Here is a 22,174-nt window from a genome sequence, read left to right as displayed (position 1 = left end):
AGCTGATCACCTGAACCAAGCAATCAGCCTTGATTTTTTAACAAATTACCGGATTTATTCCAAAAGCCACCTAAAAATATCTTCGACTGTTAACTGGATTGCCTGGGCAAAAGATGGCATAGCAATTTGCTGAGTTGGCCCATCAAAAACCAATGTTTGCTGTTTGGGTTGATATACAAAAATTGTTCTTTCGGCAGGATCAATTAACCACCCCATTTCAGTGCCATGATCGAGACAGTGCAAGATATTTTTCGTGACTTTCGTTTGACTTTGATCCGGCGATAGAATTTCAATTGTCCAATCAGGAGCAAGCTGGAAAGCATTAGCAATCTCACCATTTTCATCCCGTACAATTCTTGCCCAAGTAAACACAGAAATATCAGGGACTGTAGAGCGATCGCCAAAGGTACAACGCAGTTCAGAAAAGGCTCTTGCTATTTTTGAAGATCTCAACTTCAAGTTAATTGTTGAGGCCAACTCTGTTTGAATGGAACTATGCTTTCCTTGGGGCATTGGTTTTTGGATGATTTGGCCATTGATATACTCCCCCGCTGGTTTTGTTTCGGGTAATGAGAGGAATTCTGGGAGCGTTAATTGTTTTAAGGGAGTTTGAACCATCTCAAGATCTCCTGAAGAATATAGACCAAACGCGGTAAATTGAGCCCATGGGAATTTATACTTTTGGTTTCGTGGCCTGGAGTAGACCATAGCGAATTAAACCCCGCCGAAAACCGCTTTTCATCAAGTCTAAGGCCAATGCCCCTTGCAGGGTTTGCCAGCCTGCTTTGAGAATGCCAAAAACTGCTTCTGGGGTGAGGGCAGAATCGATCACTTGATCCCAGAAGGGGGCCACGGCGGTAGACCAATCTGCTGTCTCGATATTTTCTAAACCACATTCGGTGGCGATCGCCTGATAATCTGGCAACGAAATCACGTAGGGCAAGCAGTAAACCCGATACAAATCTTCGAGGTGCTTTTGTTCATCCGGGGTCAGGGTGCCCGCCACCGAATCCGTTGGCCGATGACACCACGTCGCCATTAATAACTTGCCACCCGGCTTGAGCACCCTTGTGCATTCCTGGAGAAACTGCCGCTTGTTAGGCATATGCTCGCCACTTTCGAGGGTCCAGACGAGGTCAAATTCCCCATCTCGAAAGGGCATATTCAACGCATCGGCTACTTTAAACTCAACCTGATCCTGTAAATTCTGTTCCGTCGCCCTGGCGATCGCCCGATTGGCCTGTACCGGAGAGAGGGTAATCCCAACGCCCTGCGCATTAAACTTATCAGCCAAATAAAGGGTACTGCCGCCAATACCACAGCCCACATCGACAAAATTTCCAACTTGTTCAACTTTGCCCCAGGCCAGAAATTCTTCAATTAATTCAATTTGTGCCTGCCGACGATTGAGCCGTTCTGTGCCCCCTAGACCATAGAAACCATGGTGCATATGTTCACCCCAGATCGATTCCCAGAGGGGACTAGACGCATCATAAAATTCGCGGATTTGCTGATACAGTTGCGCTCCCATAAACCTTAAGCCTATTCTTCATACTCAATTAACACCTGAACCCAGTGGGGCGGACGCGGAATCGAATTTCCTAAACGATCCAACATCAACAATGCCACCAGATGCACCACGAATAGGTATAACACACTATTAATAGTCAGCATGACCAGGGCTAAAAGCTGAATCACCAGTAAACTCGGTTGGGTCAACAGGCCCAGCTTGAGAAAGAGCCAATCCGCCATCTCCGAAATTTGCGAGATTACATAGACCCAAAGGTCTTCGCCGAGCAGTAATGACAGGAGCCACACCCGAAAGAAAAAGCCGAGGGTGCCCAAGATCGTCCCCAGGGTGACTGACCAATACCAAGACACCTGGCGTCGCCACATCCAACCCAATTGCACACCAATCAGGCCATAGGGAATGGTGTAAATAATGCTACGGGTCGGCCCCATCAGAATCGACAATAGCAAGCTAGAGACGAGGGTTGACATCCACGCCGCCCGGGAACCCCAACGCAAATAGACCAAGGCAATGGGCAACGGAAAAAATAGTCGCAGCAATGGCCCAATGGGAAAGTAATAATTAATCAGCCAAATTAAGCTGGCGGTGCTGGCTAAAAAAGCCGTTTCGACTACCACCAAGGTTTTGCGATGTCTTGTCGCTGAGGTGGGAGCCGGTGGAGCAATAATCTCTGGGTTATTGACCTGGGTAAGGGAGGAGCTTGGGGGTTGGGATGCTTGGGAATCTAAATCTACCCAATTCATATCCTCTGGAGAATTCTTTGGATCAGAAAAATGCTCAGTCACAGCGATCGCCTAATGGATGATGTCGTCGAGGGCACGCAGATTTGGGATAAACACAGCATCCGGGGTGCGCCTAATTAAACCCTTCTTTTCTAACTTAGTCAAAACCCGCGTGACTGTCTCCCGCGCCAGACCACTTAAACTACTCAGTTCCCGATGGGGCAGACTCGGAATGCGGATCTCCCCTTGGTCTGTGGCTTGTCCTTGACTTTCGGCCAAAAAGACCAGGATATCAGCGACTCGCGCCAGACTATTGGTTTCACGCACCTGGAGGCGACGGTTCACTTGGCGGAGACGTTTGGCCATCAGTTGGGCGAGACGGACTCCCACCAGAGGCTCTGTGTTTACCAATTCAACGAAGTCGGCGGCGGGGATACTACTAATGGTGGTGGCGGTCAGGGTGATCACATCGGTGGAACGGGTGGCTTCTTCGAGGGCGGCCATTTCGCCAAATAATTCCCCAGCGCCGAGGATATTCAGGGTAATTTCTTTGCCATCGAGGTTGTAGGTGCGAATTTTCACCCAGCCCATCTGGATAAAGTAAACAGAACCGCCCCAGTCTTTTTCTAAAAGAATAATTTGGTTGGCTGGGAAGGGCCGCGTCACCAGATGGGCGATCGCCTTTTGTAGACTTGCCTCCGGTAGCCCCTGGAAAAAAGGCAACGCCTTGAGGAAGGTGCGGGCTGTGTCATCACTCACCGGATTCGTGGGGGATTCGGCCATAATTCTTGGGGCAAAGGGCAGGGTCAGCAGGGCCACATGGGGCTTAAATCTCCCTCCATTATGCAATGCCTCCGGAAAATCGATAGCCCCAACATTTTTATTCCAGAGCAGATGGCACACAAGGGTTCGCGGCAGGCACCGTAAAATCAGGGGTTAATTGTCCCTCTAGGTCAGCGAGGGCCACCCAAGCATTATTGCCCTCGGTCAAAAGTTTGCGACTTGGAGGCGCGCTTTGATCGCCTTTTTGACAAAGTTTCAGCATCACTTGATTATCCCCATTGATTTGCTCGACCCGAAGAATACTGCCCCCCAAAATTAATAACGGATCGGCGGTGGCGGTGGCGATCGCCTCTGGTGTGGCGTAGGCTGTGAGGGAACGATTTTCCTGGAGCTGAAAAATTTGATTTTTGCTCAGGGGTAAAGTCGTCTCCTCTGGTTCCCCTGCGGGCACTGTTACTGTTGGTGGATCTTCGGTGACATCCGTAATGGGGACAGGATTAATCGTTGGTGGTGTTGTGGAGGGAGAACTGCCTAGGGGTTCCCGCTGCCAACGTTGCCACAGCAAACTACCGACCCCCAACAAACACAGACACCCAACCAAAATCAGCAATAGACGACTGGGGGAATTTGCTGTTTTGCGTCCCCGGAGCCGAGACATTTGGGTTGCCACGGGGGGCGGTGCCTTGGGTTGGATAAAGGTTGGTTGTAGTTGGGTGAGTTTCGGGTAAGGAATCGGCGTTTCGGGAACTTCTCCCTGCACTTTGACCTGGAGTAGGGCAATGGTGCTGTTGTCGTGGCCATTCTTGGTATTGGCAATTTCAATCAGGCGATCGCCCACTTGGGTCAGGTCTTTTTGGCCTTGGATTAGGGGGGCGATTTCCGCTGCCCAATGGGCTTCTACTTGGCCATCATCACTGAGGCCGTCGGAACAAAGGAGGTAAATCGCGTCTTGATCCAGCACCAGGGACGTTACGGTGGGGTGGAGAGAATGGGACGGATTCATCCCCAAAGCTTGCACCAAAGCCCCAGATCCAGGGTAGGCCAAGGCATCTTTGTAGAGGGCATAGCCAAGGCGGACTTCCCGGGAACCGAGGTCATCGTCATAGGTCAGTTGGTGGCAACTGGTGGTGGTGATGCGATAAATGCGGGAGTCTCCCACGTGGGTCAGGTAAAGTTCGGGGGCATGAACCCAGGCCATGACAACGGTGGTGCCCATGCGGTTCCGGTCTTGGCGATTTTCTTGGTCGTTGCGATCGCAAATTACATCGTTGGCCTGGAGCACGGCGGCGGCTAATTTTTCTTGGATCTGGGCGGCCTGCTCCGGCGGATGATCGGTGAGATTTTCCAGTTGGGTTTGCAGTTGCTCAATGGCGATCGCCGAGGCCACTTCCCCCTGTTCATGGCCACCAATGCCATCACAGACAATTGCTAGGGGCGCATCGGGATAAACTTTGCCGGGGGGCGGAAAACAGGCATCCTCATTGTGGTCACGGTTGGGGCCAGCGTCAGTTTTGGTATAGAGGCGGTAATGGTATTCCAGGGGCGATCGCCCCAATTCCAAAACCCCCTGGCGCAAAATCCCATAGAGCTGCTGCGGATCTTGGATCTGGCCTTGGCTTAACCCCTGCTGGAGGCGATGACAAAAGGGTTGAATCACAGGGGCCACGGTTTCGAGTAACTCGGCCCACAAATTCCCCAGGCGCACCAAATTTAAGGGCTGGTTGGGTTCAAAGCGCAATTTTTGCACCTGAATAAGGCCCCCGTGGACAGCCCAGTCCCCTAGATAGTAAACACTCGGAACCACTCCATGTTCCACAAAATCTGGTAGCAGCGCCGCAATCTGCATCAGCCAGTTGAGTTGTTGCAGGGGAGTTGCAGTCTGCCAAGCCTCCGTGAGGGGCATAAATAAATTTGGCCAGCGGGGATAACCCGTTTCGTCGAGGGCCACCGATGGATATTCCAGTAACCACCCTTCCTGGGGCGTCAATAGGCCAAATACCTTGGGAATGTGGAGCAGATGGGTCGAGAGCCGTAGATAACTTTCGATGGCCGGGGGGAGCGTTTCAGTCAGTACCGGGGGCAATGCGGGCTTTGTGTCTAAGAGAATATCTGGGGTTTCTGTCACCCAATAGCGATCGCCTTCCCCCACCAGAGTTTGGGGCGTCAGGGTCAACTGGGGTGCCCCCACAACCCGCAGATAGCGCTTGACCACCGGCGCTTGGCAGAGGGGACAATGGGATTGGGCCAACGAAGCTACCCCTGGGCAGTCGTTTTTCCCGCAAGAAATCGTTACCTTAGAAATATCCATACATCTGTGCCTGAGGGGCAGATTGACTGGGGGTTTCCCCGCATGATCACTAATTTAACGTATTCTTTGCGCTGCATTTTCTATGATTCTTTCCCCTAGCCAACGGCAGAAGCTCGATTCTAGCGATGATCAGCTTTTCTACGATTACCCCCGGTTTGTGACCCACGTAGATGATGGCTTTATTGACCAGTTAACCCAACTCTATGGCACGTTGTTGCAGCCCAATGATCGAGTTCTAGATTTGATGAGCAGTTGGGTCTCCCATTTGCCAGATCTCGCGTTTCGGGAGGTGGTCGGCCACGGAATGAACGCGGCAGAACTGGCGAAAAACCGTCGTCTGGATCGCTATTTTGTTCAAAACCTCAATGCCGATCCCAAATTACCCTTGGCCGATCAAAGCTTTGAGGCGGTTTTGGTGGCGGTCTCGGTGCAATATCTCCAATATCCAGAGGCGGTGTTTGCAGAAATTCAACGGGTGCTGACCCCAGGGGGAATTTGTATTGTTAGTTTTTCAAATCGGATGTTTTACCAAAAGGCGATCGCCGCTTGGCGGGACAGTACCGACGCCGAACATCTCCAGCTCGTGCAGCATTACTTTCAGCAAACCCCAGGCTTTGCCAAACCGACCGTGGTGACACAACGGAGCGACCAACCCCTGCTGTTACAGATGCTGGGCCTGGGCCATCGGGATCCGTTCTATGCGGTTGCTGCCAGAAAGCAGTAAATGGGGAGCCGCAACAATTGTTAACTTAATCTGGGTCTGCAGGGAAAGCAAACTATAGTATTAAATGGGTACTTAGAGAAAAGTATTTTTTGCCCTTGTTTTCGCCAAAATCTGCAGTCTTTGCTAAAAAATCCCCCGTTGCTCTCCAGGGGCCATTATTATGAATCAGCCATCTGCGCCCTCACCAGGAAAGGGCAATCGCCGTGCTTACCAAAATATTATGGAAAACCTGGTGCACAAGGAAATCCATCGGCAACTCAAGCGCCTCCCACAGAAATTAGCTGAATATATTGATGTGGTGGAGGTGGCCACCTATGCTTTGAACCGGGTGCCTCCCCTCTATGCCTCCAGCGAACGGGGTAAAGAGCGCCAAGAAGAAAAAGGCGTTCTGGATCTCAAGCAACAAATTAATATTGCGGTGCGCCAGGCGATCGCCGCTGTCCAACGGGATCCTTTGCGTTCTTCAACGCCCCTAGTGCCAGCCCAATATGCCCAATACGAAATCGCCGAAACCTGCCTACGGGACCTCGAAAAACTCCTACGGGATTCCTACCTCATCGAATCAGATGCCCCGGATATGGATTGGGATACCCTGAAAATCATTGTGGCCAAAGCCCTCAAAAAAGCAGCCACCCAGGGGATTGTGCACCGCCGCATTGAAGATGTGATCACAGAATGGGAATATCAAACCTACGTTCCCCCTGTCTTTGATTGGCAAGATCCCCATTACAAGTTTTAGGGGCGATCGCCAGCTTAATTTTTCCACCGATGACCGCGACCACACAGCCTTTTGTTTATCGTTATCCTGAATTGATCCCTGGCATCCTGCGGAAACGCTACAAACGTTTTTTAGCAGACATTGAATTGGCCTCCGGGGAAATCGTTACGGCCCATTGTCCCAATACGGGGCCGATGACGGGGATTTGTGAGTTGGGAGCGCCGGTGATGCTCTCAAAAAGTGATAATCCCAAGCGCAAACTAGCCTATACCTGGGAGATGATCCAGTTACACACCCCAGAACCGACCTGGGTCGGCGTCAATACAGCGTTACCTAACCGGGTGATCAAAGCGATGCTTTTGGCGAAGCAAATCCCTGAATTAGCTGACCATTACGACACAGTGCGACCAGAGGTGCGCTATGGCACAGAGAATAAAAGTCGCATTGATTTTCTTTTGACAGGGGAAGGGCGATCGCCTATTTATGTGGAAGTTAAAAATACCACCTGGACAAAGGGAGAACTGGCGCTTTTCCCGGATACTGAAACCACCAGGGGCCAAAAGCACCTCCAAGAACTCATCGACATTGTGCCCGCAGCAAAAGCGGTGATGCTCTATTTCATCAATCGAGGCGATTGCACCCGGTTTGCCCCTGGGGATAGCAAAGACCCGAAATATGGGGAGCTATTCCGTCAGGCGATCGCCGCCGGCATCCAAATTCTTCCCTGTCGCTTTGCGGTTAGTCCAGAAGGTATTCGTTACTTGGGTTTAGCTCCCTGGGCAGCGACGGAAATCTCTGGGGTTGGTTAACGTTTGGGATCTGCTTTACCAGCGGCAGGCAATGGGCATCCGCCACCCCGTACCAAAGGCTCGATCGGTAATTTTCAAACCAGGAGCAGCCTGACGGCGCTTAAATTCGGCACGATGAAGGAGCTTTAAAACCTGGGCCACAGTATCGTGGTCATGGCCAGCGGCGTGGAGTTCTGGGGCCGATTGATTGCGGTGGATTACCCGTTTGAGGATCTCATCCAACACCGGATAGGGGGGCAAGGAGTCTTGATCCAATTGGTCGGGGCGCAGTTCCGCACTAGGGGGTTTGGTAATAATTGCCGGGGGAATGAGTTCTCGGTCGCGGTTTAACCATTTACAAAGGCTAAACACCCGCATTTTCGGGACATCGGCGATCACCGCTAGGCCGCCATTCATATCGCCATAGAGGGTGCAATAACCCACCGCCATTTCGGACTTGTTGCCCGTTGACACCAGCAAATAACCAAACTTATTGGCGATCGCCATCAGCAGATTCCCCCGGATGCGGGACTGGAGATTTTCTTCGGCTACCCCAAATTCTGTGCCTGTAAATAAATCGCCGAGCATCGCCTCAAAGGCTTGCATCGCTGGCTCAATGGGAATAATTTCGTGGCGAATCTGGAGATTTTCCACCAGGGCGATCGCATCGCTGAGGGAATGTTCCGAACTGTAGGGGGAAGGCATGAGCACCCCCAACACATTTTCAGCCCCCACCGCTGCAACGGCGATCGCCGCTACCAGGGCCGAGTCGATGCCACCACTCAAACCCAGGACAATTTTCGAAAAGCCGCATTTACGGGCATAGTCCCGGAGACCCAACACCAGAGCTGCAAAAATTTCCGCCTCATCGGCCCCATATTCGGGACTAACGGTTTGCTGAAAAGCAGCAGGTAAACCCTGGGGCAGTGATAGGGTTTGTGGGTCGGGGCTAAATTCCACCGCCAACAGGGACTCTTGAAAACTTGGCGATCGCCCAACCAGTTGTCCCTCCCGGTCAAAGGCCACACTCCCGCCGTCAAAAATCAAATCATCATTCCCCCCCACTTGGTTCGCGTAGAGAATGGGCGTCCGGTAACGTTGGGCGCCATGGTGGAGCATCCCTTCCCGCAGGCGCTGTTTCCCGACGGTGTAAGGAGAAGCCGACAAGTTCACGATCAAATCGACCCCGGCCTCGGCCAATTGTTCGAGGGGATTAATTTCGTACTGGCGCTTGCCCCAAAAGGCTTGGTCGTTCCAGAGGTCTTCGCAGATGGTAACGCCAATTTTTAAAGGGGCGACCGTCGGGCTGGGATGGAGGAAAAACCAGTTTGATTGCTTGCCAGGTTCAAAATAGCGATCTTCGTCGAACACATCGTAGGTGGGCAACAGTTGCTTATGGAAAATGTGCTGGACTTTCCCCTGGTCAATAAGGGCGATGCTGTTGTGGAGGGCTTTTTCCCCCTTGGCGATCGCCTCTGGGTTGGGAGTTGCCAAACCGACTAAAACGGCGAGGGTCGGCGGAATTTTTGCGGCGAGGGCTGTGAGCTGGGCCTGCATCCGGTCAATAAAATCCGCATGGAGCAAGAGATCCCGGGGCGGATACCCACAGAGGGACAGTTCCGGCGTGAGCAATAAGCGGACATTGGCGATCGCCGCTTCTTCTGCTGCGACCAGGATCCGCTCGGCATTACCAGTCAAGTCCCCAATAGTGGGGTTCAGTTGGGCGATCGCAATTTTCATTCGGCAAACATTTGGCAAACAATTAAAAGGGCTTGTGGGCAATGATCGTGCGGTGGCGCGGATCACTGGCGACGGTGGTGCGGTAATCAAAACCGACTTCCTTTAGTGTCGATTCTACATCAAAAGTATAATATTCGTCACTCCAAGGTTCTGTACTCTTCATCAACACAAACAAGGCTGGCGGTAAACCCTGAATCACCGGAGATTTCGGATTGTTATCGACGATCGCCAAACAACCTCCGGGCCGCAAAATGCGTCGGCATTCCTGGAAAATTTCGCGGGTGGCCTGGTTGGGCAGTTCATGGAGGACAAATTGCAAGGTAATTAAATCGAATCGATCATCGGTAAACTCCGTCGTTTCCGCCTTGCCATGGCACCATTGCACCGCCTGATTTTTATCTTGAACCTTAGCCACCGCGAGCATATGGGGCGAAAGATCTAGGCCCGTTACCTCAACTGCTGGATTTTTGGCCTGGAGTCGTTCTAGAAGCGCAAAGGTCGAAATGCCCACGGAACAGCCGATATCCAAGGCTTCGTTTACGTTCTGGGGCAAATATTGTTCAAGAACATCTAAAAAACTATTGCGGAGTCGGGCCTGGGCCACTTCTGGGGTGAGGGGTTCCGTTTTCCAAACCCGTAGGGCCATCGCTGCCGTCGCTGGGGCCGCCTCAAAGGCTGCTTGCCAACATAAATTCCCTTCGTTGTAGGCATGGAAGGGGACTCGGTAATAGTCGGGGTAGTCCAGGTGGGGATTGGCGATGTCTTGGAAATATTGTTTGGCGGGGGATTGCTCCAATTCCTTCACGATCTGCCGCCAGGGGACACCATTTTTTTCGGCGGTTTTAATCAGAACGCGCCGGGCTTGTTGTTTCATCAGGGCGTAGAGGGGCTTTGTTTGGATCAGACGGTTGACAAGGCGGGATAACCAGTCTTCCCCAGCCCAATCGGGTTTTTCTTTGGCGATCGCAGTATGGGTCATGGATAACGTTGGGGACTTTTGTCAGCGGATTTAAAACACAGAAACTGGGTCTATTTTACCGCCATTGCTGAAATCCCTTGTTTTCCCTAACGGGAGACCAGAAGGATGCTGTGGACGTGGGGTAAGATTTTCGGCTCAAGGGAATTTTTGCTGAAATAATAGAAAAATTCACTTAGCCTCACAGTCTTCTATGCCCCAAACCATCGTCGTTAAAATTGGCACCTCTAGCCTCACAGATCCCAAGACAGGCATGTTGGCTTTGGCAACCATCGGTACCCTCGTGGAAACCTTGACCCGCCTCAAACAAAAGGGCCACCGGGTGATCCTCGTCTCCTCTGGGGCCGTGGGCGTGGGCTGTGGGGTGTTGAAACGTTCAGAACGTCCGAAAAAAATTGCCGAAAAACAGGCGATCGCCGCCGTGGGTCAGGGCCGTTTAATCCGGCTTTATGATGATCTATTTACCAGTCTGCAACAGGCGATCGCCCAGGTATTACTCACCCGTCGAGACCTCGTGGATCGCACTTCCTACCTGACCGTCCAGGAAGCCCTCAACGCGATGTTGGATCTCAGCGTGATCCCGATTGTGAACGAAAACGATACCGTTGCCGTCGATGAACTGAAATTCGGCGATAACGATACCCTCTCTGCCCTGGTCGCCAGCTTGGTGAATGCCGACTGGTTGGTGCTGCTCACCGATGTGGATCGCCTCTATTCCGCTGACCCCAGACAAAATCCTGACGCCCGCCCCATTCCCCTGGTCAGTTCCAGCGAACTGTTTAACCTCCAGGTCGATGCCGGATCTAGCGGTTCTCAATGGGGGACAGGGGGCATGCAAACAAAGCTCACTGCTGCCCGCATTGCCACCAGCGCTGGCGTACGCACGGTGATTACCCAGGGCAAAACCCCCCAGAATCTCCTGAAAATTGTTGCCGGGGAAGATATCGGCACCCATTTTGAAGCCCAACCCCAGGCCGATAATGCCCGTAAACGTTGGATTGCCTATGGCCTTGTACCCCAGGGAATTCTCACCCTTGACGATGGCGCAACCCAGGCCCTCCTGAAAAATGGTCGTTCTCTCCTCGCGGCAGGTATTGTTGCCGTGGAAGGGGAATTTACCATTAACGACCCCGTAGAACTGAGAACCCAAACAGGTCAGGCGATCGCCAGAGGGTTAGTAAACTACAACCACCAAGATATTGAAAAAATTCAAGGGCAACATTCGACCCAAATTCGCCAAATTCTCGGCTATGGCAGCGCCGATACTGTGATTCACCGAGATAACTTGGCCCTGCTGATCGCCGCTGAAGGGATATGAGAAAATAATCTATGGCCTAAATTTCCTTAGACCTGCGCTGACCACTGCTCACCTTTCCATGAATCTAAAAACGAACCTCCTCGAAACCATTGCCGGAAAAAATCGTGGTCTGATCGCCACTGAAGTAGACCGCGCCAATATCCTCGCCATCGTTGATCGCCTCGAAGACCAAAACCCGACCCCCAAGCCCCTAGAAGCGACAACCTTACTCGAAGGGGATTGGCGACTGATTTATACCACCAGCAAAGGCATTTTGGGGATCAATCGCTTTCCCCTTTTGCAGTTAGGGCAAGTTTACCAATGTGTGCGGCCACTCCAGCAAAAAATCTACAACATCGCCGAACTAGAGGGGATTCCTTTCCTTGAAGGCTTAGTGCTCGTGGAAGCCTCTTTCACTCCTGTCTCTGATCAGCGGGTGAATGTTTTCTTTAATCGCTACGTGATTGGCTCCCAACGCCTGATGAACTACCGTTTTCCGAAAGGACTCGTCGAGCAAATGTTAGCCGGGAAAAAATTCTTTCCTGTTGATGTGGGAATTAACAGCAAAAATAATAATGGCTGGCTTGATATCACTTATCTTGATGAAGATCTGCGCATTGGCCGGGGGAATGAGGGTAGCGTGTTTGTTCTAAGCCGTGAAAAGTACTAACTGACTGCTGCAATCCCCAAAAAACCAAAAGACCCGGAGCCTACGCCTACCACGAGCATCCCGTATTGCTGCTACCTTCCGGTCCTGACAAGGTTTGGGCGTCGAGATCGCATAGATCCGAGTCGCTTAAAAATATAACACAGAAGTCTTCCCCTTGGGAATTAGTACCTAGTGTGGCGCTTAAATGCATTTGAAGCTCTAGGAAGGGCCTGGGATCGAGAAAAATCTTCCCGAGTCGGATCGGGTTTACTGCCAATCATCAAAATCAAACTCAGCCCCCCTAAAACCATTGCCACCAGCGCCGTTGTGGTAATCATCCAGCGATTGGGTTGATAATTTCCCTGCTCAATTTGGCGAAAATGTTGGTGATAGTTCCACAGAGCCAAAGCAATGATCACAATGCCGGCGATCGCAAAGGCCCAACCCAGTGTTTCGGAAGATGCCAGGTTCGGCAAGGGCAAATTACTCTGGGAGACTAGGGTTTCTTCAATTTGACGCACAAAAAAACCAAAACGGGCGATCGCAAAGCCAAAACCAATTAAGGCGATCGAGGTACGCAACCAAGCCAGAAAGGTGCGTTCGTTGGCTTGGTGTTCCCGCTGTCGGTCAATTTTAGGCAATTTAGACATGGTTAGTAGGGGAAGTGGCTAGTCTCGTTTCGTACTCAAGTTTAGACATTGACGATGACCTTAAACCAAGCCCTTGACACAAGCAGTTGCTGTAGTTATAATCATTTACGGTTTTGGCTCGGTAGCTCAGCTGGTTAGAGCAGGGGACTCATAAGCCCAAGGTCGGCAGTTCAAATCTGCCTCGAGCCATATTTACAGTGTAGGTCAAATTTCCATTGCGCTATCGGTAGCGTGGGGGATTTTTGCTTACTTTTTCATGGTGGCCTGGGATGCCTATTCTCCCGTAAGGCGTGGTCTAAATATGGTCTAGATCAGCCATGAATATTGAAATGATAAACCGGGATTTAGACGCCCTAAGAATTGGTGTGTCTGTGGAAATCCAGGGAAAACGGGTCTATCTACGGGCCACACTTCCCCCTAAGCCGGGGACGGGGCGGAGAGCTCCCCATCGGCAACGGATCGCCCTTGGGGTCTTTGCTAATGAGCAGGGATTGCAACGGGCCAAAGCTGAAGCGATTAAGCTCGGTGGCCTGATTGCTTGCGGGGAATTTGACTGGGCCGCGTATGGCAAAAATGACATACAGACTTGTTCGGAATGGATCGCCGCATTTGAGCAAGATTATTTCGCAAAGCGGGCTGAGACACCCCAAGCGCGAACGACCTACCGCAGCAGCTACCAACAGATTTTTAACAAACTCCCCCAGAGGCGCAAGCTCACCAAGACGGCGATCCTTGATGTGGTGAAGGGCATCAAACCAGACAGCCGGCAAAGATTGCGGGCCTGTATCGCCTTAAGGAAGTTGGCGGAATTTGCGGGGATAGCGGTAGACCTGGACGAATACCGGGGTCGATATTGCCATAAATTTCTCACGCCGCGTACCTTGCCCAGTGACAAGGCGATCGCCAATGGATTTAGAAAAATCCCGAACCCATCCTGGCGTTGGGCCTATGGTTTGATGGCGGCCTATGGGTTGCGTCCCCATGAGGTATTTTTTGCGGATTTGAGCGATCCACCATTGCTGTACCTCCGGGAAGGGAAGACCGGGCCGCGCCATGTGTCGCCTTTATATCCGGAATGGGTAGAGCAGTGGGGGCTATTGGAGGGAACCGCGCCGCCCTGGTCGGGAAGTAAGGATTATTCGGCGTTGGGTAGTCGAGTGACGCGGCAATTTTCCCGTTATTCTGTCGCCTTTACGCCCTATGTTCTGCGCCATTGCTACGCCCGCCGATCCAAGCAATTTGGGGTCAAACCGATTGATGCAGCAAAATTGATGGGGCATAGTCTCGATGTGCATTTTAAGACCTATCATCATTGGTACGAGAAGGATGAAGTTTTAACACTTACCCGACAGATTGCTGATAATCCCGACCGTCCCCGCGCCCCTGGAGAAAGCTCATGATTGATACATTCCTTAAAACCCTGAAACTATTGGGGGTCTTTTGTCTTGGCTCCCTCGGATTTGCTTTTATCGTTAATGGAGTTGTGACCACAGGGCCTAAATATGGAGATGAGTGGGTCGGAGTCTTGTTCTTGATAATGCTTGCACTGGTCTTGGAAATCTGGATATACAAGAAGTTTTACAAAAAATGGCGGATCGTTTTTTTGAACTATATGATCACCCATTTCGCTGCGTTCTTTGCCATGATTCCTTGTTTTTTCTTGTTTTTGGCTGGGTATGCCGATCAAGTGGGGATAGTTTTCCTGGGGATATGGTTCCCGATTGCTTATTTTTCGGTTTCCCAGCTCGACTACTTTAAGCGGCTTGAGTTGAAAGTTAAGGAGCAGCAGGCCCAGATCGATGGGTTTACGGATCAGAAAGTCAAAATTCTGAAGCAGATCGAGACCATGAAAGCCCGCCTAGATAACCAGCGGCGTTACGGCAAATAAAAAGGCGATCGCTTTAGTTAAAGGTTAAGCAATTCCCGCAAGGTTTTTCTCTGCGTAATTTGCTTGGCTGAGACCTTTTTCTGCCTTGGAACCCGACAGGGGTTAGGCGGATTTGTGGGCTTTTCGACTGGGGGGACAGAAAGCCTAGAGGGGGTTTTATGCTTTTTGATTGGGAAAATAGAAGTTTTGCCAGCGCTCCACTTTTGTCCACGATATTTGAACCGGCCAGCAAAGTTTACCCTTCGATGAGCCGCTAACAACCCTCGATATGTGCCTCCTACTGATGCGGCGGCTTCCACGTAACTCTCAAAGCTTTCTTTCGTGATTTCGTTGAAAATCATTGCCTTACTTAAAACAATGGGCGATCGCCTTGATCGCCCTCACCCAACAAACGCTCATGATTTTAAATTAGCTCATTCTTCGGAAGGGTTCTGGTTATCGGCGGAGTTTCGATAGCCAGAACGCCTACGCCCATTGATGAAAGAGGCAACAACCGGGGCTGTCCCTGTTCCCATAATGCCAGTAGCGGCCCAACCATGCCCCAGGGCAGCGGTAATCGTTCCACAAGTCACTACGACGAGAGCGATCGCCAGGGCGTAATTTTGGCCGCGTCGCGCTTCCTCCCGATCCGCTTTCAGGTCATTGACCTCTGCTGTCAACACCATCTTTTCTTGGCTGTGTCTAAAGTCCTGCTGTTTTTCTGTCATGGCAAGAATTCTCTCTGCTGAACCAGGAAGTACCTCTTCGTAAAGACCAAGAATTGCGGGATGAGGGATAGGGCCAGAATAATGACTAAAAGCAATTGCTGCCTCTTCATACAAATCGGGCGACATTTCTGGTTGCTCTTTAGATACGGGTGAGAGAGTGTCCTGATCAAGGTCAGGATTCTGCTCTGTCTCTGAGTCGGTGGGCGATTTTCCAGAAATAGGATCGTTCATCTATCTTGAATTTTAATGATTCAACTTTTAATAATCTATCCAGCTTTTCTCGCTGTTCTTGGTCAAGGCTTTCTAAAAATTTGGTTTGAGCCTCATACATATCTCTACCAACCCTTTTCCAATCAGAACGGATGGCTTCAGTATCGGCTTCAGCACCATGTTTGGCTGATTCAATCAGTTTTTCCAGAGTTGCCTTAGTTTCTTGATTACGGCTGGGGGGGTGGATAGAAAAAGCACTTCTTACCCCTCTCCATACTCCTTTTTGGGGATTCCTCCTTGCTATACGTGTAATTGTTTTCATGATTCTAGTTCCTCTTCTAACTAGACCTACTGGGAAACATCGTCCGGTAGGTCTCTAAATTTTAATCCAATGGTGCTTAACATATCTTCAAGGGTCTTTATCTGCTCTATAGACAATGCCGGCTTATAAATTCCACGCTCCCAAAAAGAAATAGTCCCACGGCTTACGCCCAAAGCGTCCGCAAAACGACTTTGGCTAAGGCCCAATAGCTTTCTAAGTTCTCTCAAAGTTAATTTATTGCGCGTCTTTAGTTCCACCATTATACTAAATATTGCATAGCTAGCTATGCAGTCCGATCACCAATGAAAAAGGGTAGGGAATGGGACGGCAATCCCCCCTACCTCCTTGGAACATATATAATTTCACCTCCATTTTAGGAGGCCCAAGGTCAAGCAGTGAGCGGGTTCTATCCACTTTAGAAAGTTCACTTACACCATATTTAGAGCCAAGCCAAAACCAACAGCTACCGAGACTCTACCTATGGCGTAATACAAACGCTCAAGAAACAAAATGAATAGATTACGTTCTGAGGCGTTGCAGGTGCTATTGACCCTTCTGCAACGTGATTCATACCCAACTCGATCTGTTGGGAACCTCGATCAAAAGATTGAACTGGCAATCCATGCCGCCAAGACCTTCCATAAGAAGATTGCTCACCATCAGACTGATGGGGTGGTATTTCCAAAGAGTCAGCCTATCCAAAAATACGGGGAGTTTACTCCTAGCGGTTACTCGATCTATTTCCTTACCAGTGATGGATCGAGTTTTTTAGTGGCTGAATATTCCTCTATTCCTGAAGCTGTCGGAGTGGCGATCGCCCTCAATGCCTACCTAAAGCAAATGGAGGCCAATTAATGTACTGCCCTAAATGCCACGGGGGAACAAGAGTCCCAGACAGCAGAACCACAGCCCAAGGCCAAACACGGCGGCGAAAATGTCTGGTTTGTGGATATTGTTTCACCACCTATGAACGCCCTAAAAGCCTTTTAGACGAGAAAGTTTTAGACACAGAAAAAACAAAAATGATTGCCCACGCTCTTATTTTTGAAATGGAAAGGCTATCAGCAGAGCTTTTTAAAGTTTTTGGGGAGATTCAAGAATCAGGCTGCACAGACAACAATACAGGGATTGATTTATGAAAGATTATCCGCCCCAGGTTGATTACGTCATAAATGGCGAGACTGTTTTTTATTACCTAGAAAACCCAGAATTGGGAGATTTAAAAGTAGGAGAGCTTCCTGAAGAGTTGTTTCGGCACAGAAGAGAAATCGCCAAGTTATTAAATGCGGCGGTTGAAGCAGTAATCGAAGATTACAAACGTTGTATCGAAGCTAGCGGGATTGACTTATGAAGGGCTTATTTTATTGCTTGGGCTATTGGGCTTTTTTGATGGGGGCAACCCTTACAAAAGAGGTGGCAACCCGCAATTTTTGGGAGAATTTAGCCCCTACTAGAAGAGCCTCTGCGCCTTGGCACCATTGCGGTTTGATCAAGAATCCAAAGACAGGGGAAGTTGTCGATTTAGACGATATTCCATTCTAAAGAAAAGAGAAAAGCTATCCCCATACTCTGCGGTGAGGATAGCTTTTTTGCTGCAAGATTAGAAAAAAAACCAACAATGAATACTGACAACAATATTTTAGCTCAAGAGCTAGAAAAAAGCGCTATTTCTGAACAATTTAAACCCTATTTTAAGCAGCTTTCCCCGTCAGCTTGCTGGGAATTTTTACTTTATGGATTAGGCGAAGATGAACGCCGCAATGATGGGCGACTTCGTGATAAATGGCTCCGAAATTATGCCCATTTAGAGGATGGGGGCTGGTGGTGTTCCGGCCTCGACATTCTCACCTTTAAACCGTCTTTGTGGGGGTGTTTAAAGCCTAATTCCCCCAGAGAGATCGACGGCAAACCAATCAAATATGAACATCCTCCAAAGACGCCCACTGAGGCTTTTTTCTTAGGCGATGCGGACTACTGGAAAGGGATTATTAATGACAACAAAACGCCCATCATCATCACCGAGGGAGCCAAAAAAGCGGCGTCCCTATTGTCTGCTGGGTATTGCGCCATCGGTTTACCGGGGATTTTTTCTGGATACCGCACCCCCAAAGATGAGCAGGGCCGGAAGATTGGGGACTCTTATTTGATTCCTCAGTTAAAGGCGATCGCCCAACCGTCTCTCCCAAAACCGAATATGACTCTCGGCGAAACACTTACTCACCAAAGAAAGCCTCGTGAGATTATTTTCTGTTTCGACAATGACCAGAAGCCCAAGACGATCCGCAACGTACAGATCGCCGTCAGCAAAACCGCCAAGCTTCTCAGGGCTGAAGGCTGCAAAGTCACCGTAATGAGTTGGGGGAACCTGATTCAACTAAAGGGAATTGACGATCTTCATTTTGCGCTGGGAGAGGACATGATCCGGCAGGTTTTTGAAAATAGGCAATCGGTCACGGCATGGAAACGACAGGAACGGCCCGACCCTAAACCCGCCCCCAAACCTGAACCCAGCGACCCCGACCAACGACCCATCGAAGCTATGACCACAACCCCATTAAAAAAATCACGCCCCGAAACCCGTCGTATCTATGGGGGGACGAAAAACCTCAACTATGCCGAGCTTTTTGAATATCTATCAGAAGAAGTGGGCCACCGATTGAGCTTTGATTTGCTACGGCGGGAAATGCTTTTAGACGGCGATCCATTTGAAATGGCCGATGAATTAAAAGCGTGGTTTTTTGATGAATACGGAGAGACCGCAGCCGAGCATGACATTTACAAGGCGATGGTTTATCTGGCCAAGAAAAACAGCTTTGATCCAGTGGTTGAGGACTTAATGAGATGCCACCGGGAAGCCGAGCGCGTCCCGATCCACAATTTAGCGGCTCGATATTTTGGGCAAGACCCGAACGACTACACCGAGGAAGCGGATAAGCGCAAAGCCTGGGCCTACAATCGCGCGGTGGAAATGTGGCTGATTTCGGCAGTGGCCCGCCAGCTCCACACAAAAGACAAGAAAGCCGACAGCAAATATCTGGGCTGTCAAGCGGATCATACTTTGGTATTGCAAGGGTTCGAGGGCAAGGGAAAATCTACTTGGTTTAAGACTCTTAGCAAAATTTACTTTAACGACTCGATCAGCGAAATTCAAAGCAAAGATTCTTTAATGGCACTCCATGGGAACTGGATCATCGAACTAGCAGAAATCGACGGGATCACCTCGAAAAAAGACGCAGCCAGCCTCAAGCATTATTTGACCGTCAGACAGGATGAATTCCGCGCACCATATCAGAGAGAAACCAAAAAGCACAATCGCCGCTCTGTGTTTTGCGGAACAGTCAACCCCTCACGATTTTTGATGGATGGGGAAAATCGAAGATTTTGGCCTATCCCAGTCCTTAAAGATATTGATAATGATCTGTTAGCCAAAGAGCGAGATGGGATCTGGGCGAGCGCGGTAGATGCTTACCTTGCGGGGGCGAGGTGGCATCCTGACGAAACAGAAAAAGCCATCTTTAAGGCGATCGCCCTCGACTTCGCCGAACAAGACCCCTGGTTAGAGGATGTGGAGGCATGGTTGAACTGGCACAGCTACGCCAACACCAAAGAAATCCTGGAGGAAGTTTTCAAGCTTGAACCCAAAGAACAGGGACAACGGGAGCTGAGACGGCTAAATAAAATCCTCAATCAGCTTGGTTACACCGAAGAACGGCGCATCCGCAAGGAAGGGCGGCAAATCCGGATCAAGGTCAACCCAGACAAAAATTCAGCACCTTGGGATAATACAGTCTCTAAAAATAACGGTAATTACGTCACTTATGGCACAACTCAGACAGAGCAAGGGTTTGAAGTGTGCCATAACTTGAGTCGTAATTTTTCAATTACGGCACAGTCCCCCGAAAGTGTGCCGCAAGTCGATCCGCAATTGCCAAGTGTGACGCAATTAGATCGCAATTACGGCACAGCCGAAACCTTTCCCCCACAAGCATCACAGCCGATTTGTGACGTAATGCCGCAAAAAAACGAGAAATTTGAAACGATTCCAGAAGAGTATGAAAAAGCAGGATTTTTATTTCGGCCTGGGGAGTATGTACGCTGGAAAATCAATGGTGAGGTGGTCAAGATTGTGAAATTTCCGCCTGTTGGATCTGAGTTCGCCTACAAGGTTTATCTATGTTTGAGTGATTCCGCCGGGGAAACCAAGATCGAGCAACGCCACTTAGCCCCATTGGAATGATGGCTATTTGTGCCGCCAAAACTCCCCAGCGACGGGGAGGCCCATCAAAACGCAGCTCGACCAAAACAGGGGTTTAAGTCGTTGTTCTGGGATGTCTGGATAAAACAAGATCGCCTTGCACCAAAAATAAAACCCTGCTATCCCGGTCACCAAGGGCAAAAACAACAGGAGGTAGTAGGCCACATCCGCCGCCTGGATGCCATCTTTCGCCATGGCAATTCTGAAAAGCTTGTCCTTATCCGGCTCAGGCACGGCTAAACCTCACTGCTGGGCTTAAATGTCCGCTCCCAAGTAATCGGGCCGATCACCCCGTCCACATCAAGACCCCATTTTTCTTGGAGTTCAATGCAAGTTTTTTCGCTTTCAGGCCCGTAGATGCCGTCAACGTCAATCTTGTAGCCCCAATGATTCACCTGCTTTTGCCACTCCCGAACGTCATGGCCTGCCATGTAGGGGCGTCTCAGCCGGATCAGCCGATAATAAGCATCCTTCCCCGTGCGGGCCTGAATATCCATGGGCCGATAAAATCCCCGACACTGGGAGACATTGCGCGATCGCCTTTGCACCATGCCCCCATTGGCATTGCTAGCCGCCGAGGTGTTGCCCTCGATAGAGCTAAATTTTGCGCCTGAGACATTCTCAACAATCCCAATATGAACCGCGAGCCGATTCCCAAAATGGAACAGTGCCAAATCTCCGGGCCGTGGGGACTTATGCCATTGCCCGATCCGTCGCGCATAACCTTCGATGTAAGGGCAGTAAGCCGCGCCGCTGGGAGCGCCGTCCTGCATCCTTGGCAACGGATAACCAGCCTGATCAAAAATCCAACTGGTGAACATCGCACACCACGGGTTTCCGTCCATCCCGTACCAGCGGCCATACTTAGTTCGGTTTGACCCTGGGGGCGATTCTTTATAGCCAATCTCTGCCCGGGCCGTGCTTAAAATTTTCTCAATCACGATGACCCTCTAAATTTTCAATTTGAATGCGGATCGTCCCTGCCAAATAATTAAGTTGCCGCTCCATGCGGTCTAGCCTTGCATCCGTCAAAGTTGCCAAGTGATCCAGTTTTCCCCACATCGCGTTTAGTTGGCGGTGGATTTCGCTTAAATCTTCTTCCATCTCTTCAGGGAGATCCTTTAGTAGATGCCAATGCTTGTAAATGTTGAGTCCAGCGCGGATTGCCCCCCAAACTGTCGCCACAAGGATCGTTAAATTCACCAATAATTGCGTAATGTCATTCACGGCTAAAGCGTTGTAATTTCCAGTTCGTAGGGCAAATTAATCGAGTCCTCGATCACCTGCCGAATTTCTCCGAGGGTCACCTGTTGCCCAGTTCCCACCAATCTCGCCTCAAGAGCGGTGATTTCCGCCTCGATTTTGGCGTGCATTGCCTCAATCAACCGCCCCTCAAGGGCTGCGATATCTTCTTTCGTGGCAATCTGGGGACAGCTCATTGGCGACGCCTCAAAATCCTAAATACTTGGGTCACGGGTTGCTGTTGTTGCGTTTCTGGCACTGGATAAACCACATCAGAGTCGGTTTTTTCCCAAATTTCGACCATGTACCCTTGAGGGTTTAGATCGTAGTAACGCCAGCGAGACGCCAGCTTGACCTGTATTTGTCGTTGGGGCAATGGGTCGGCGATCATATCCGCCGGATAAGGTAGCTGAAAGGTTTCCGGTTCATCCTTGGGCCACATCTTCACCCAACGGCGATCAAAAAGATATTCCGCCCCGGTAAAAAAGGAATTTCGCACATGGATCGGCGGATACCAAGTGCGATCGCCCATCCCAAAAAACTTAATTCGGAACGTGCTATGGGGCGTTGTGGCGAACAGCGGCAGAAACTGCCAGTCAAATGACGGGACAACCGTCCCCATGCTCTCCCATTGTCCAAATTGGTCAAAAATAGCCATCCCAAC

At 50.3% G+C, this 22,174-nt stretch carries 26 protein-coding genes, 1 tRNA gene, 1 other RNA gene and 1 pseudogene; 12 read left to right on the top strand and 17 right to left on the bottom strand.

The window, feature by feature from the left end; translation table 11 throughout:
* Positions 1-54 precede the first annotated feature (54 nt).
* The 5 genes from FEK30_RS13405 to FEK30_RS13385 form a co-directional block, all read right to left on the bottom strand.
* The gene (locus FEK30_RS13405; RefSeq protein WP_012307403.1) at positions 55-618 is read right to left on the bottom strand and encodes a Uma2 family endonuclease; all 564 of its coding nucleotides are present in this window, start codon (positions 616-618) and stop codon (positions 55-57) included.
* Positions 619-673: 55 nt separating this feature from the next.
* Complete coding sequence (locus FEK30_RS13400) at positions 674-1,531, bottom strand: methyltransferase domain-containing protein (RefSeq protein ID WP_138073463.1); 858 nt, start codon at positions 1,529-1,531, stop codon at positions 674-676.
* An 11-nt stretch (positions 1,532-1,542) separates the two neighbouring features.
* Positions 1,543-2,274, bottom strand: a complete 732-nt coding sequence (locus FEK30_RS13395; protein WP_065710907.1) for a DUF2232 domain-containing protein — start codon at positions 2,272-2,274, stop codon at positions 1,543-1,545.
* A 51-nt stretch (positions 2,275-2,325) separates the two neighbouring features.
* Positions 2,326-3,036, bottom strand: coding sequence for a Crp/Fnr family transcriptional regulator (locus FEK30_RS13390; RefSeq protein ID WP_045441586.1), 711 nt, complete (start codon positions 3,034-3,036; stop codon positions 2,326-2,328).
* 97 nt (positions 3,037-3,133) lie between these two features.
* A complete protein-coding gene (locus FEK30_RS13385) occupies positions 3,134-5,344 on the bottom strand; it encodes a PP2C family protein-serine/threonine phosphatase (RefSeq protein ID WP_138073462.1) in 2,211 nt (736 codons plus the stop codon).
* An 82-nt stretch (positions 5,345-5,426) separates the two neighbouring features.
* Here FEK30_RS13385 and FEK30_RS13380 point away from each other — a divergent pair, with 82 nt between their 5' ends.
* The 3 genes from FEK30_RS13380 to sfsA all read left to right on the top strand — a co-directional run bounded on the left by FEK30_RS13380 (position 5,427) and on the right by sfsA (position 7,595).
* Positions 5,427-6,068: a class I SAM-dependent methyltransferase gene (locus FEK30_RS13380; protein ID WP_099240709.1), complete on the top strand. Its 642-nt coding sequence runs from the start codon at positions 5,427-5,429 to the stop codon at positions 6,066-6,068.
* A gap of 160 nt (positions 6,069-6,228) precedes the next feature.
* Positions 6,229-6,807, top strand: coding sequence for a late competence development ComFB family protein (locus tag FEK30_RS13375; RefSeq protein ID WP_030006349.1), 579 nt, complete (start codon positions 6,229-6,231; stop codon positions 6,805-6,807).
* A 29-nt stretch (positions 6,808-6,836) separates the two neighbouring features.
* Positions 6,837-7,595 (top strand): DNA/RNA nuclease SfsA, encoded by a 759-nt coding sequence (sfsA, locus tag FEK30_RS13370; RefSeq protein WP_138073826.1) that lies wholly within the window; start codon positions 6,837-6,839, stop codon positions 7,593-7,595.
* A gap of 15 nt (positions 7,596-7,610) precedes the next feature.
* Here sfsA and FEK30_RS13365 read toward each other — a convergent pair whose 3' ends face one another.
* Together FEK30_RS13365 and FEK30_RS13360 are read right to left on the bottom strand one after the other, a co-directional pair.
* Complete coding sequence (locus FEK30_RS13365) at positions 7,611-9,314, bottom strand: NAD+ synthase (RefSeq protein ID WP_138073461.1); 1,704 nt, start codon at positions 9,312-9,314, stop codon at positions 7,611-7,613.
* A 22-nt stretch (positions 9,315-9,336) separates the two neighbouring features.
* Complete coding sequence (locus FEK30_RS13360) at positions 9,337-10,293, bottom strand: class I SAM-dependent methyltransferase (protein WP_138073460.1); 957 nt, start codon at positions 10,291-10,293, stop codon at positions 9,337-9,339.
* Positions 10,294-10,483: 190 nt separating this feature from the next.
* Between FEK30_RS13360 and proB the strand changes: the two genes are divergently transcribed.
* Positions 10,484-11,608 (top strand): glutamate 5-kinase, encoded by a 1,125-nt coding sequence (gene proB, locus FEK30_RS13355; RefSeq protein WP_012307393.1) that lies wholly within the window; start codon positions 10,484-10,486, stop codon positions 11,606-11,608.
* A gap of 58 nt (positions 11,609-11,666) precedes the next feature.
* On the top strand, positions 11,667-12,257 hold the full coding sequence (locus FEK30_RS13350) for a PAP/fibrillin family protein (RefSeq protein WP_012307392.1): 591 nt from the start codon (positions 11,667-11,669) through the stop codon (positions 12,255-12,257).
* A gap of 27 nt (positions 12,258-12,284) precedes the next feature.
* Here the strand turns inward: FEK30_RS13350 and ffs are convergent.
* Both ffs and FEK30_RS13340 read right to left on the bottom strand, forming a co-directional pair.
* Positions 12,285-12,381: signal recognition particle sRNA small type (ffs, locus tag FEK30_RS13345), an RNA gene on the bottom strand.
* Positions 12,382-12,418: 37 nt separating this feature from the next.
* Positions 12,419-12,886, bottom strand: coding sequence for a YidH family protein (locus tag FEK30_RS13340; protein ID WP_138073459.1), 468 nt, complete (start codon positions 12,884-12,886; stop codon positions 12,419-12,421).
* A gap of 115 nt (positions 12,887-13,001) precedes the next feature.
* Here FEK30_RS13340 and FEK30_RS13335 point away from each other — a divergent pair.
* From FEK30_RS13335 to FEK30_RS13325, 3 genes are all read left to right on the top strand, one after another.
* Positions 13,002-13,075: transfer RNA gene (locus FEK30_RS13335), tRNA-Met, on the top strand.
* 128 nt (positions 13,076-13,203) lie between these two features.
* Positions 13,204-14,286: a site-specific integrase gene (locus FEK30_RS13330; RefSeq protein ID WP_181445663.1), complete on the top strand. Its 1,083-nt coding sequence runs from the start codon at positions 13,204-13,206 to the stop codon at positions 14,284-14,286.
* The gene (locus tag FEK30_RS13325; RefSeq protein ID WP_138073458.1) at positions 14,283-14,774 is read left to right on the top strand and encodes a hypothetical protein; all 492 of its coding nucleotides are present in this window, start codon (positions 14,283-14,285) and stop codon (positions 14,772-14,774) included. The genes FEK30_RS13330 and FEK30_RS13325 overlap by 4 nt, the downstream gene beginning before the upstream one ends.
* 413 nt (positions 14,775-15,187) lie before the next feature.
* Here FEK30_RS13325 and FEK30_RS13320 read toward each other — a convergent pair whose 3' ends face one another.
* The 3 genes from FEK30_RS13320 to FEK30_RS17325 are packed head-to-tail and all read right to left on the bottom strand — an operon-like array spanning position 15,188 to position 16,273.
* Positions 15,188-15,607, bottom strand: coding sequence for a DUF2335 domain-containing protein (locus tag FEK30_RS13320; protein ID WP_220094726.1), 420 nt, complete (start codon positions 15,605-15,607; stop codon positions 15,188-15,190).
* A 46-nt stretch (positions 15,608-15,653) separates the two neighbouring features.
* Complete coding sequence (locus FEK30_RS13315) at positions 15,654-16,013, bottom strand: hypothetical protein (protein ID WP_138073456.1); 360 nt, start codon at positions 16,011-16,013, stop codon at positions 15,654-15,656.
* 26 nt (positions 16,014-16,039) lie between these two features.
* The gene (locus FEK30_RS17325; RefSeq protein WP_138073455.1) at positions 16,040-16,273 is read right to left on the bottom strand and encodes a helix-turn-helix transcriptional regulator; all 234 of its coding nucleotides are present in this window, start codon (positions 16,271-16,273) and stop codon (positions 16,040-16,042) included.
* A gap of 250 nt (positions 16,274-16,523) precedes the next feature.
* Here FEK30_RS17325 and FEK30_RS13305 point away from each other — a divergent pair, with 250 nt between their 5' ends.
* The 4 genes and pseudogenes from FEK30_RS13305 (at position 16,524) to FEK30_RS13295 (ending at position 20,250) form a co-directional block, all read left to right on the top strand.
* Positions 16,524-16,868 carry a hypothetical protein gene (locus FEK30_RS13305; RefSeq protein ID WP_138073454.1) on the top strand — a complete coding sequence of 115 codons (345 nt, stop codon included), beginning with the start codon at positions 16,524-16,526 and terminating at the stop codon, positions 16,866-16,868.
* Positions 16,868-16,972, top strand: a pseudogene (locus FEK30_RS17320) (NrdR family transcriptional regulator); the annotation flags it as partial. The gene FEK30_RS13305 and the pseudogene FEK30_RS17320, both read left to right, overlap by 1 nt.
* 176 nt (positions 16,973-17,148) lie before the next feature.
* A complete protein-coding gene (locus FEK30_RS13300) occupies positions 17,149-17,364 on the top strand; it encodes a hypothetical protein (RefSeq protein WP_138073453.1) in 216 nt (71 codons plus the stop codon).
* A 267-nt stretch (positions 17,365-17,631) separates the two neighbouring features.
* Positions 17,632-20,250 carry a VapE domain-containing protein gene (locus tag FEK30_RS13295; protein WP_138073452.1) on the top strand — a complete coding sequence of 873 codons (2,619 nt, stop codon included), beginning with the start codon at positions 17,632-17,634 and terminating at the stop codon, positions 20,248-20,250.
* Between the two features lie 3 nt (positions 20,251-20,253).
* On the opposite strand, the gene FEK30_RS13290 is transcribed toward FEK30_RS13295, so the two are convergent.
* From FEK30_RS13290 to FEK30_RS13270, 5 genes are read right to left on the bottom strand one after another with little or no spacing between them, the layout of a single operon-like run.
* A complete protein-coding gene (locus FEK30_RS13290) occupies positions 20,254-20,463 on the bottom strand; it encodes a hypothetical protein (protein ID WP_138073451.1) in 210 nt (69 codons plus the stop codon).
* 41 nt (positions 20,464-20,504) lie between these two features.
* Entirely contained in the window at positions 20,505-21,209 is a 705-nt protein-coding gene (locus FEK30_RS13285) for a C40 family peptidase (RefSeq protein WP_138073450.1), read from the bottom strand.
* On the bottom strand, positions 21,202-21,495 hold the full coding sequence (locus FEK30_RS13280; protein ID WP_138073449.1) for a hypothetical protein: 294 nt from the start codon (positions 21,493-21,495) through the stop codon (positions 21,202-21,204). Before FEK30_RS13280 ends, FEK30_RS13285 begins: the two co-directional genes overlap by 8 nt.
* Positions 21,496-21,497: 2 nt before the next feature.
* Complete coding sequence (locus FEK30_RS13275; protein WP_138073448.1) at positions 21,498-21,707, bottom strand: hypothetical protein; 210 nt, start codon at positions 21,705-21,707, stop codon at positions 21,498-21,500.
* On the bottom strand, positions 21,704-22,168 hold the full coding sequence (locus tag FEK30_RS13270) for a hypothetical protein (protein ID WP_138073447.1): 465 nt from the start codon (positions 22,166-22,168) through the stop codon (positions 21,704-21,706). The genes FEK30_RS13275 and FEK30_RS13270 overlap by 4 nt, the downstream gene beginning before the upstream one ends.
* Positions 22,169-22,174 lie beyond the last annotated feature (6 nt).

Origin of the sequence: Picosynechococcus sp. PCC 11901 (genome assembly GCF_005577135.1) — a bacterium.
Lineage (GTDB): Bacteria > Cyanobacteriota > Cyanobacteriia > Cyanobacteriales > MRBY01 > MRBY01.
The sequence above is the reverse complement of the archived record's forward strand: the minus strand, read 5'-3'. Positions and strand labels throughout refer to the sequence as shown.

Bases quoted from the DNA above. Each gene is read 5' to 3' on its own strand.
- FEK30_RS13405 (WP_012307403.1), bottom strand. From the start codon at position 618: ATGGTTCAAACTCCCTTAAAACAATTAACGCTCCCAGAATTCCTCTCA.
- FEK30_RS13400 (WP_138073463.1), bottom strand. From the start codon at position 1,531: ATGGGAGCGCAACTGTATCAGCAAATCCGCGAATTTTATGATGCGTCT.
- FEK30_RS13395 (WP_065710907.1), bottom strand. From the start codon at position 2,274: ATGAATTGGGTAGATTTAGATTCCCAAGCATCCCAACCCCCAAGCTCC.
- FEK30_RS13390 (WP_045441586.1), bottom strand. From the start codon at position 3,036: ATGGCCGAATCCCCCACGAATCCGGTGAGTGATGACACAGCCCGCACC.
- FEK30_RS13385 (WP_138073462.1), bottom strand. From the start codon at position 5,344: ATGGATATTTCTAAGGTAACGATTTCTTGCGGGAAAAACGACTGCCCA.
- FEK30_RS13380 (WP_099240709.1), top strand. From the start codon at position 5,427: ATGATTCTTTCCCCTAGCCAACGGCAGAAGCTCGATTCTAGCGATGAT.
- FEK30_RS13375 (WP_030006349.1), top strand. From the start codon at position 6,229: ATGAATCAGCCATCTGCGCCCTCACCAGGAAAGGGCAATCGCCGTGCT.
- sfsA (WP_138073826.1), top strand. From the start codon at position 6,837: ATGACCGCGACCACACAGCCTTTTGTTTATCGTTATCCTGAATTGATC.
- FEK30_RS13365 (WP_138073461.1), bottom strand. From the start codon at position 9,314: ATGAAAATTGCGATCGCCCAACTGAACCCCACTATTGGGGACTTGACT.
- FEK30_RS13360 (WP_138073460.1), bottom strand. From the start codon at position 10,293: ATGACCCATACTGCGATCGCCAAAGAAAAACCCGATTGGGCTGGGGAA.
- proB (WP_012307393.1), top strand. From the start codon at position 10,484: ATGCCCCAAACCATCGTCGTTAAAATTGGCACCTCTAGCCTCACAGAT.
- FEK30_RS13350 (WP_012307392.1), top strand. From the start codon at position 11,667: ATGAATCTAAAAACGAACCTCCTCGAAACCATTGCCGGAAAAAATCGT.
- FEK30_RS13340 (WP_138073459.1), bottom strand. From the start codon at position 12,886: ATGTCTAAATTGCCTAAAATTGACCGACAGCGGGAACACCAAGCCAAC.
- FEK30_RS13330 (WP_181445663.1), top strand. From the start codon at position 13,204: ATGAATATTGAAATGATAAACCGGGATTTAGACGCCCTAAGAATTGGT.
- FEK30_RS13325 (WP_138073458.1), top strand. From the start codon at position 14,283: ATGATTGATACATTCCTTAAAACCCTGAAACTATTGGGGGTCTTTTGT.
- FEK30_RS13320 (WP_220094726.1), bottom strand. From the start codon at position 15,607: ATGTCGCCCGATTTGTATGAAGAGGCAGCAATTGCTTTTAGTCATTAT.
- FEK30_RS13315 (WP_138073456.1), bottom strand. From the start codon at position 16,013: ATGAAAACAATTACACGTATAGCAAGGAGGAATCCCCAAAAAGGAGTA.
- FEK30_RS17325 (WP_138073455.1), bottom strand. From the start codon at position 16,273: ATGGTGGAACTAAAGACGCGCAATAAATTAACTTTGAGAGAACTTAGA.
- FEK30_RS13305 (WP_138073454.1), top strand. From the start codon at position 16,524: ATGAATAGATTACGTTCTGAGGCGTTGCAGGTGCTATTGACCCTTCTG.
- FEK30_RS13300 (WP_138073453.1), top strand. From the start codon at position 17,149: ATGAAAGATTATCCGCCCCAGGTTGATTACGTCATAAATGGCGAGACT.
- FEK30_RS13295 (WP_138073452.1), top strand. From the start codon at position 17,632: ATGAATACTGACAACAATATTTTAGCTCAAGAGCTAGAAAAAAGCGCT.
- FEK30_RS13290 (WP_138073451.1), bottom strand. From the start codon at position 20,463: ATGGCGAAAGATGGCATCCAGGCGGCGGATGTGGCCTACTACCTCCTG.
- FEK30_RS13275 (WP_138073448.1), bottom strand. From the start codon at position 21,707: ATGAGCTGTCCCCAGATTGCCACGAAAGAAGATATCGCAGCCCTTGAG.
- FEK30_RS13270 (WP_138073447.1), bottom strand. From the start codon at position 22,168: ATGGCTATTTTTGACCAATTTGGACAATGGGAGAGCATGGGGACGGTT.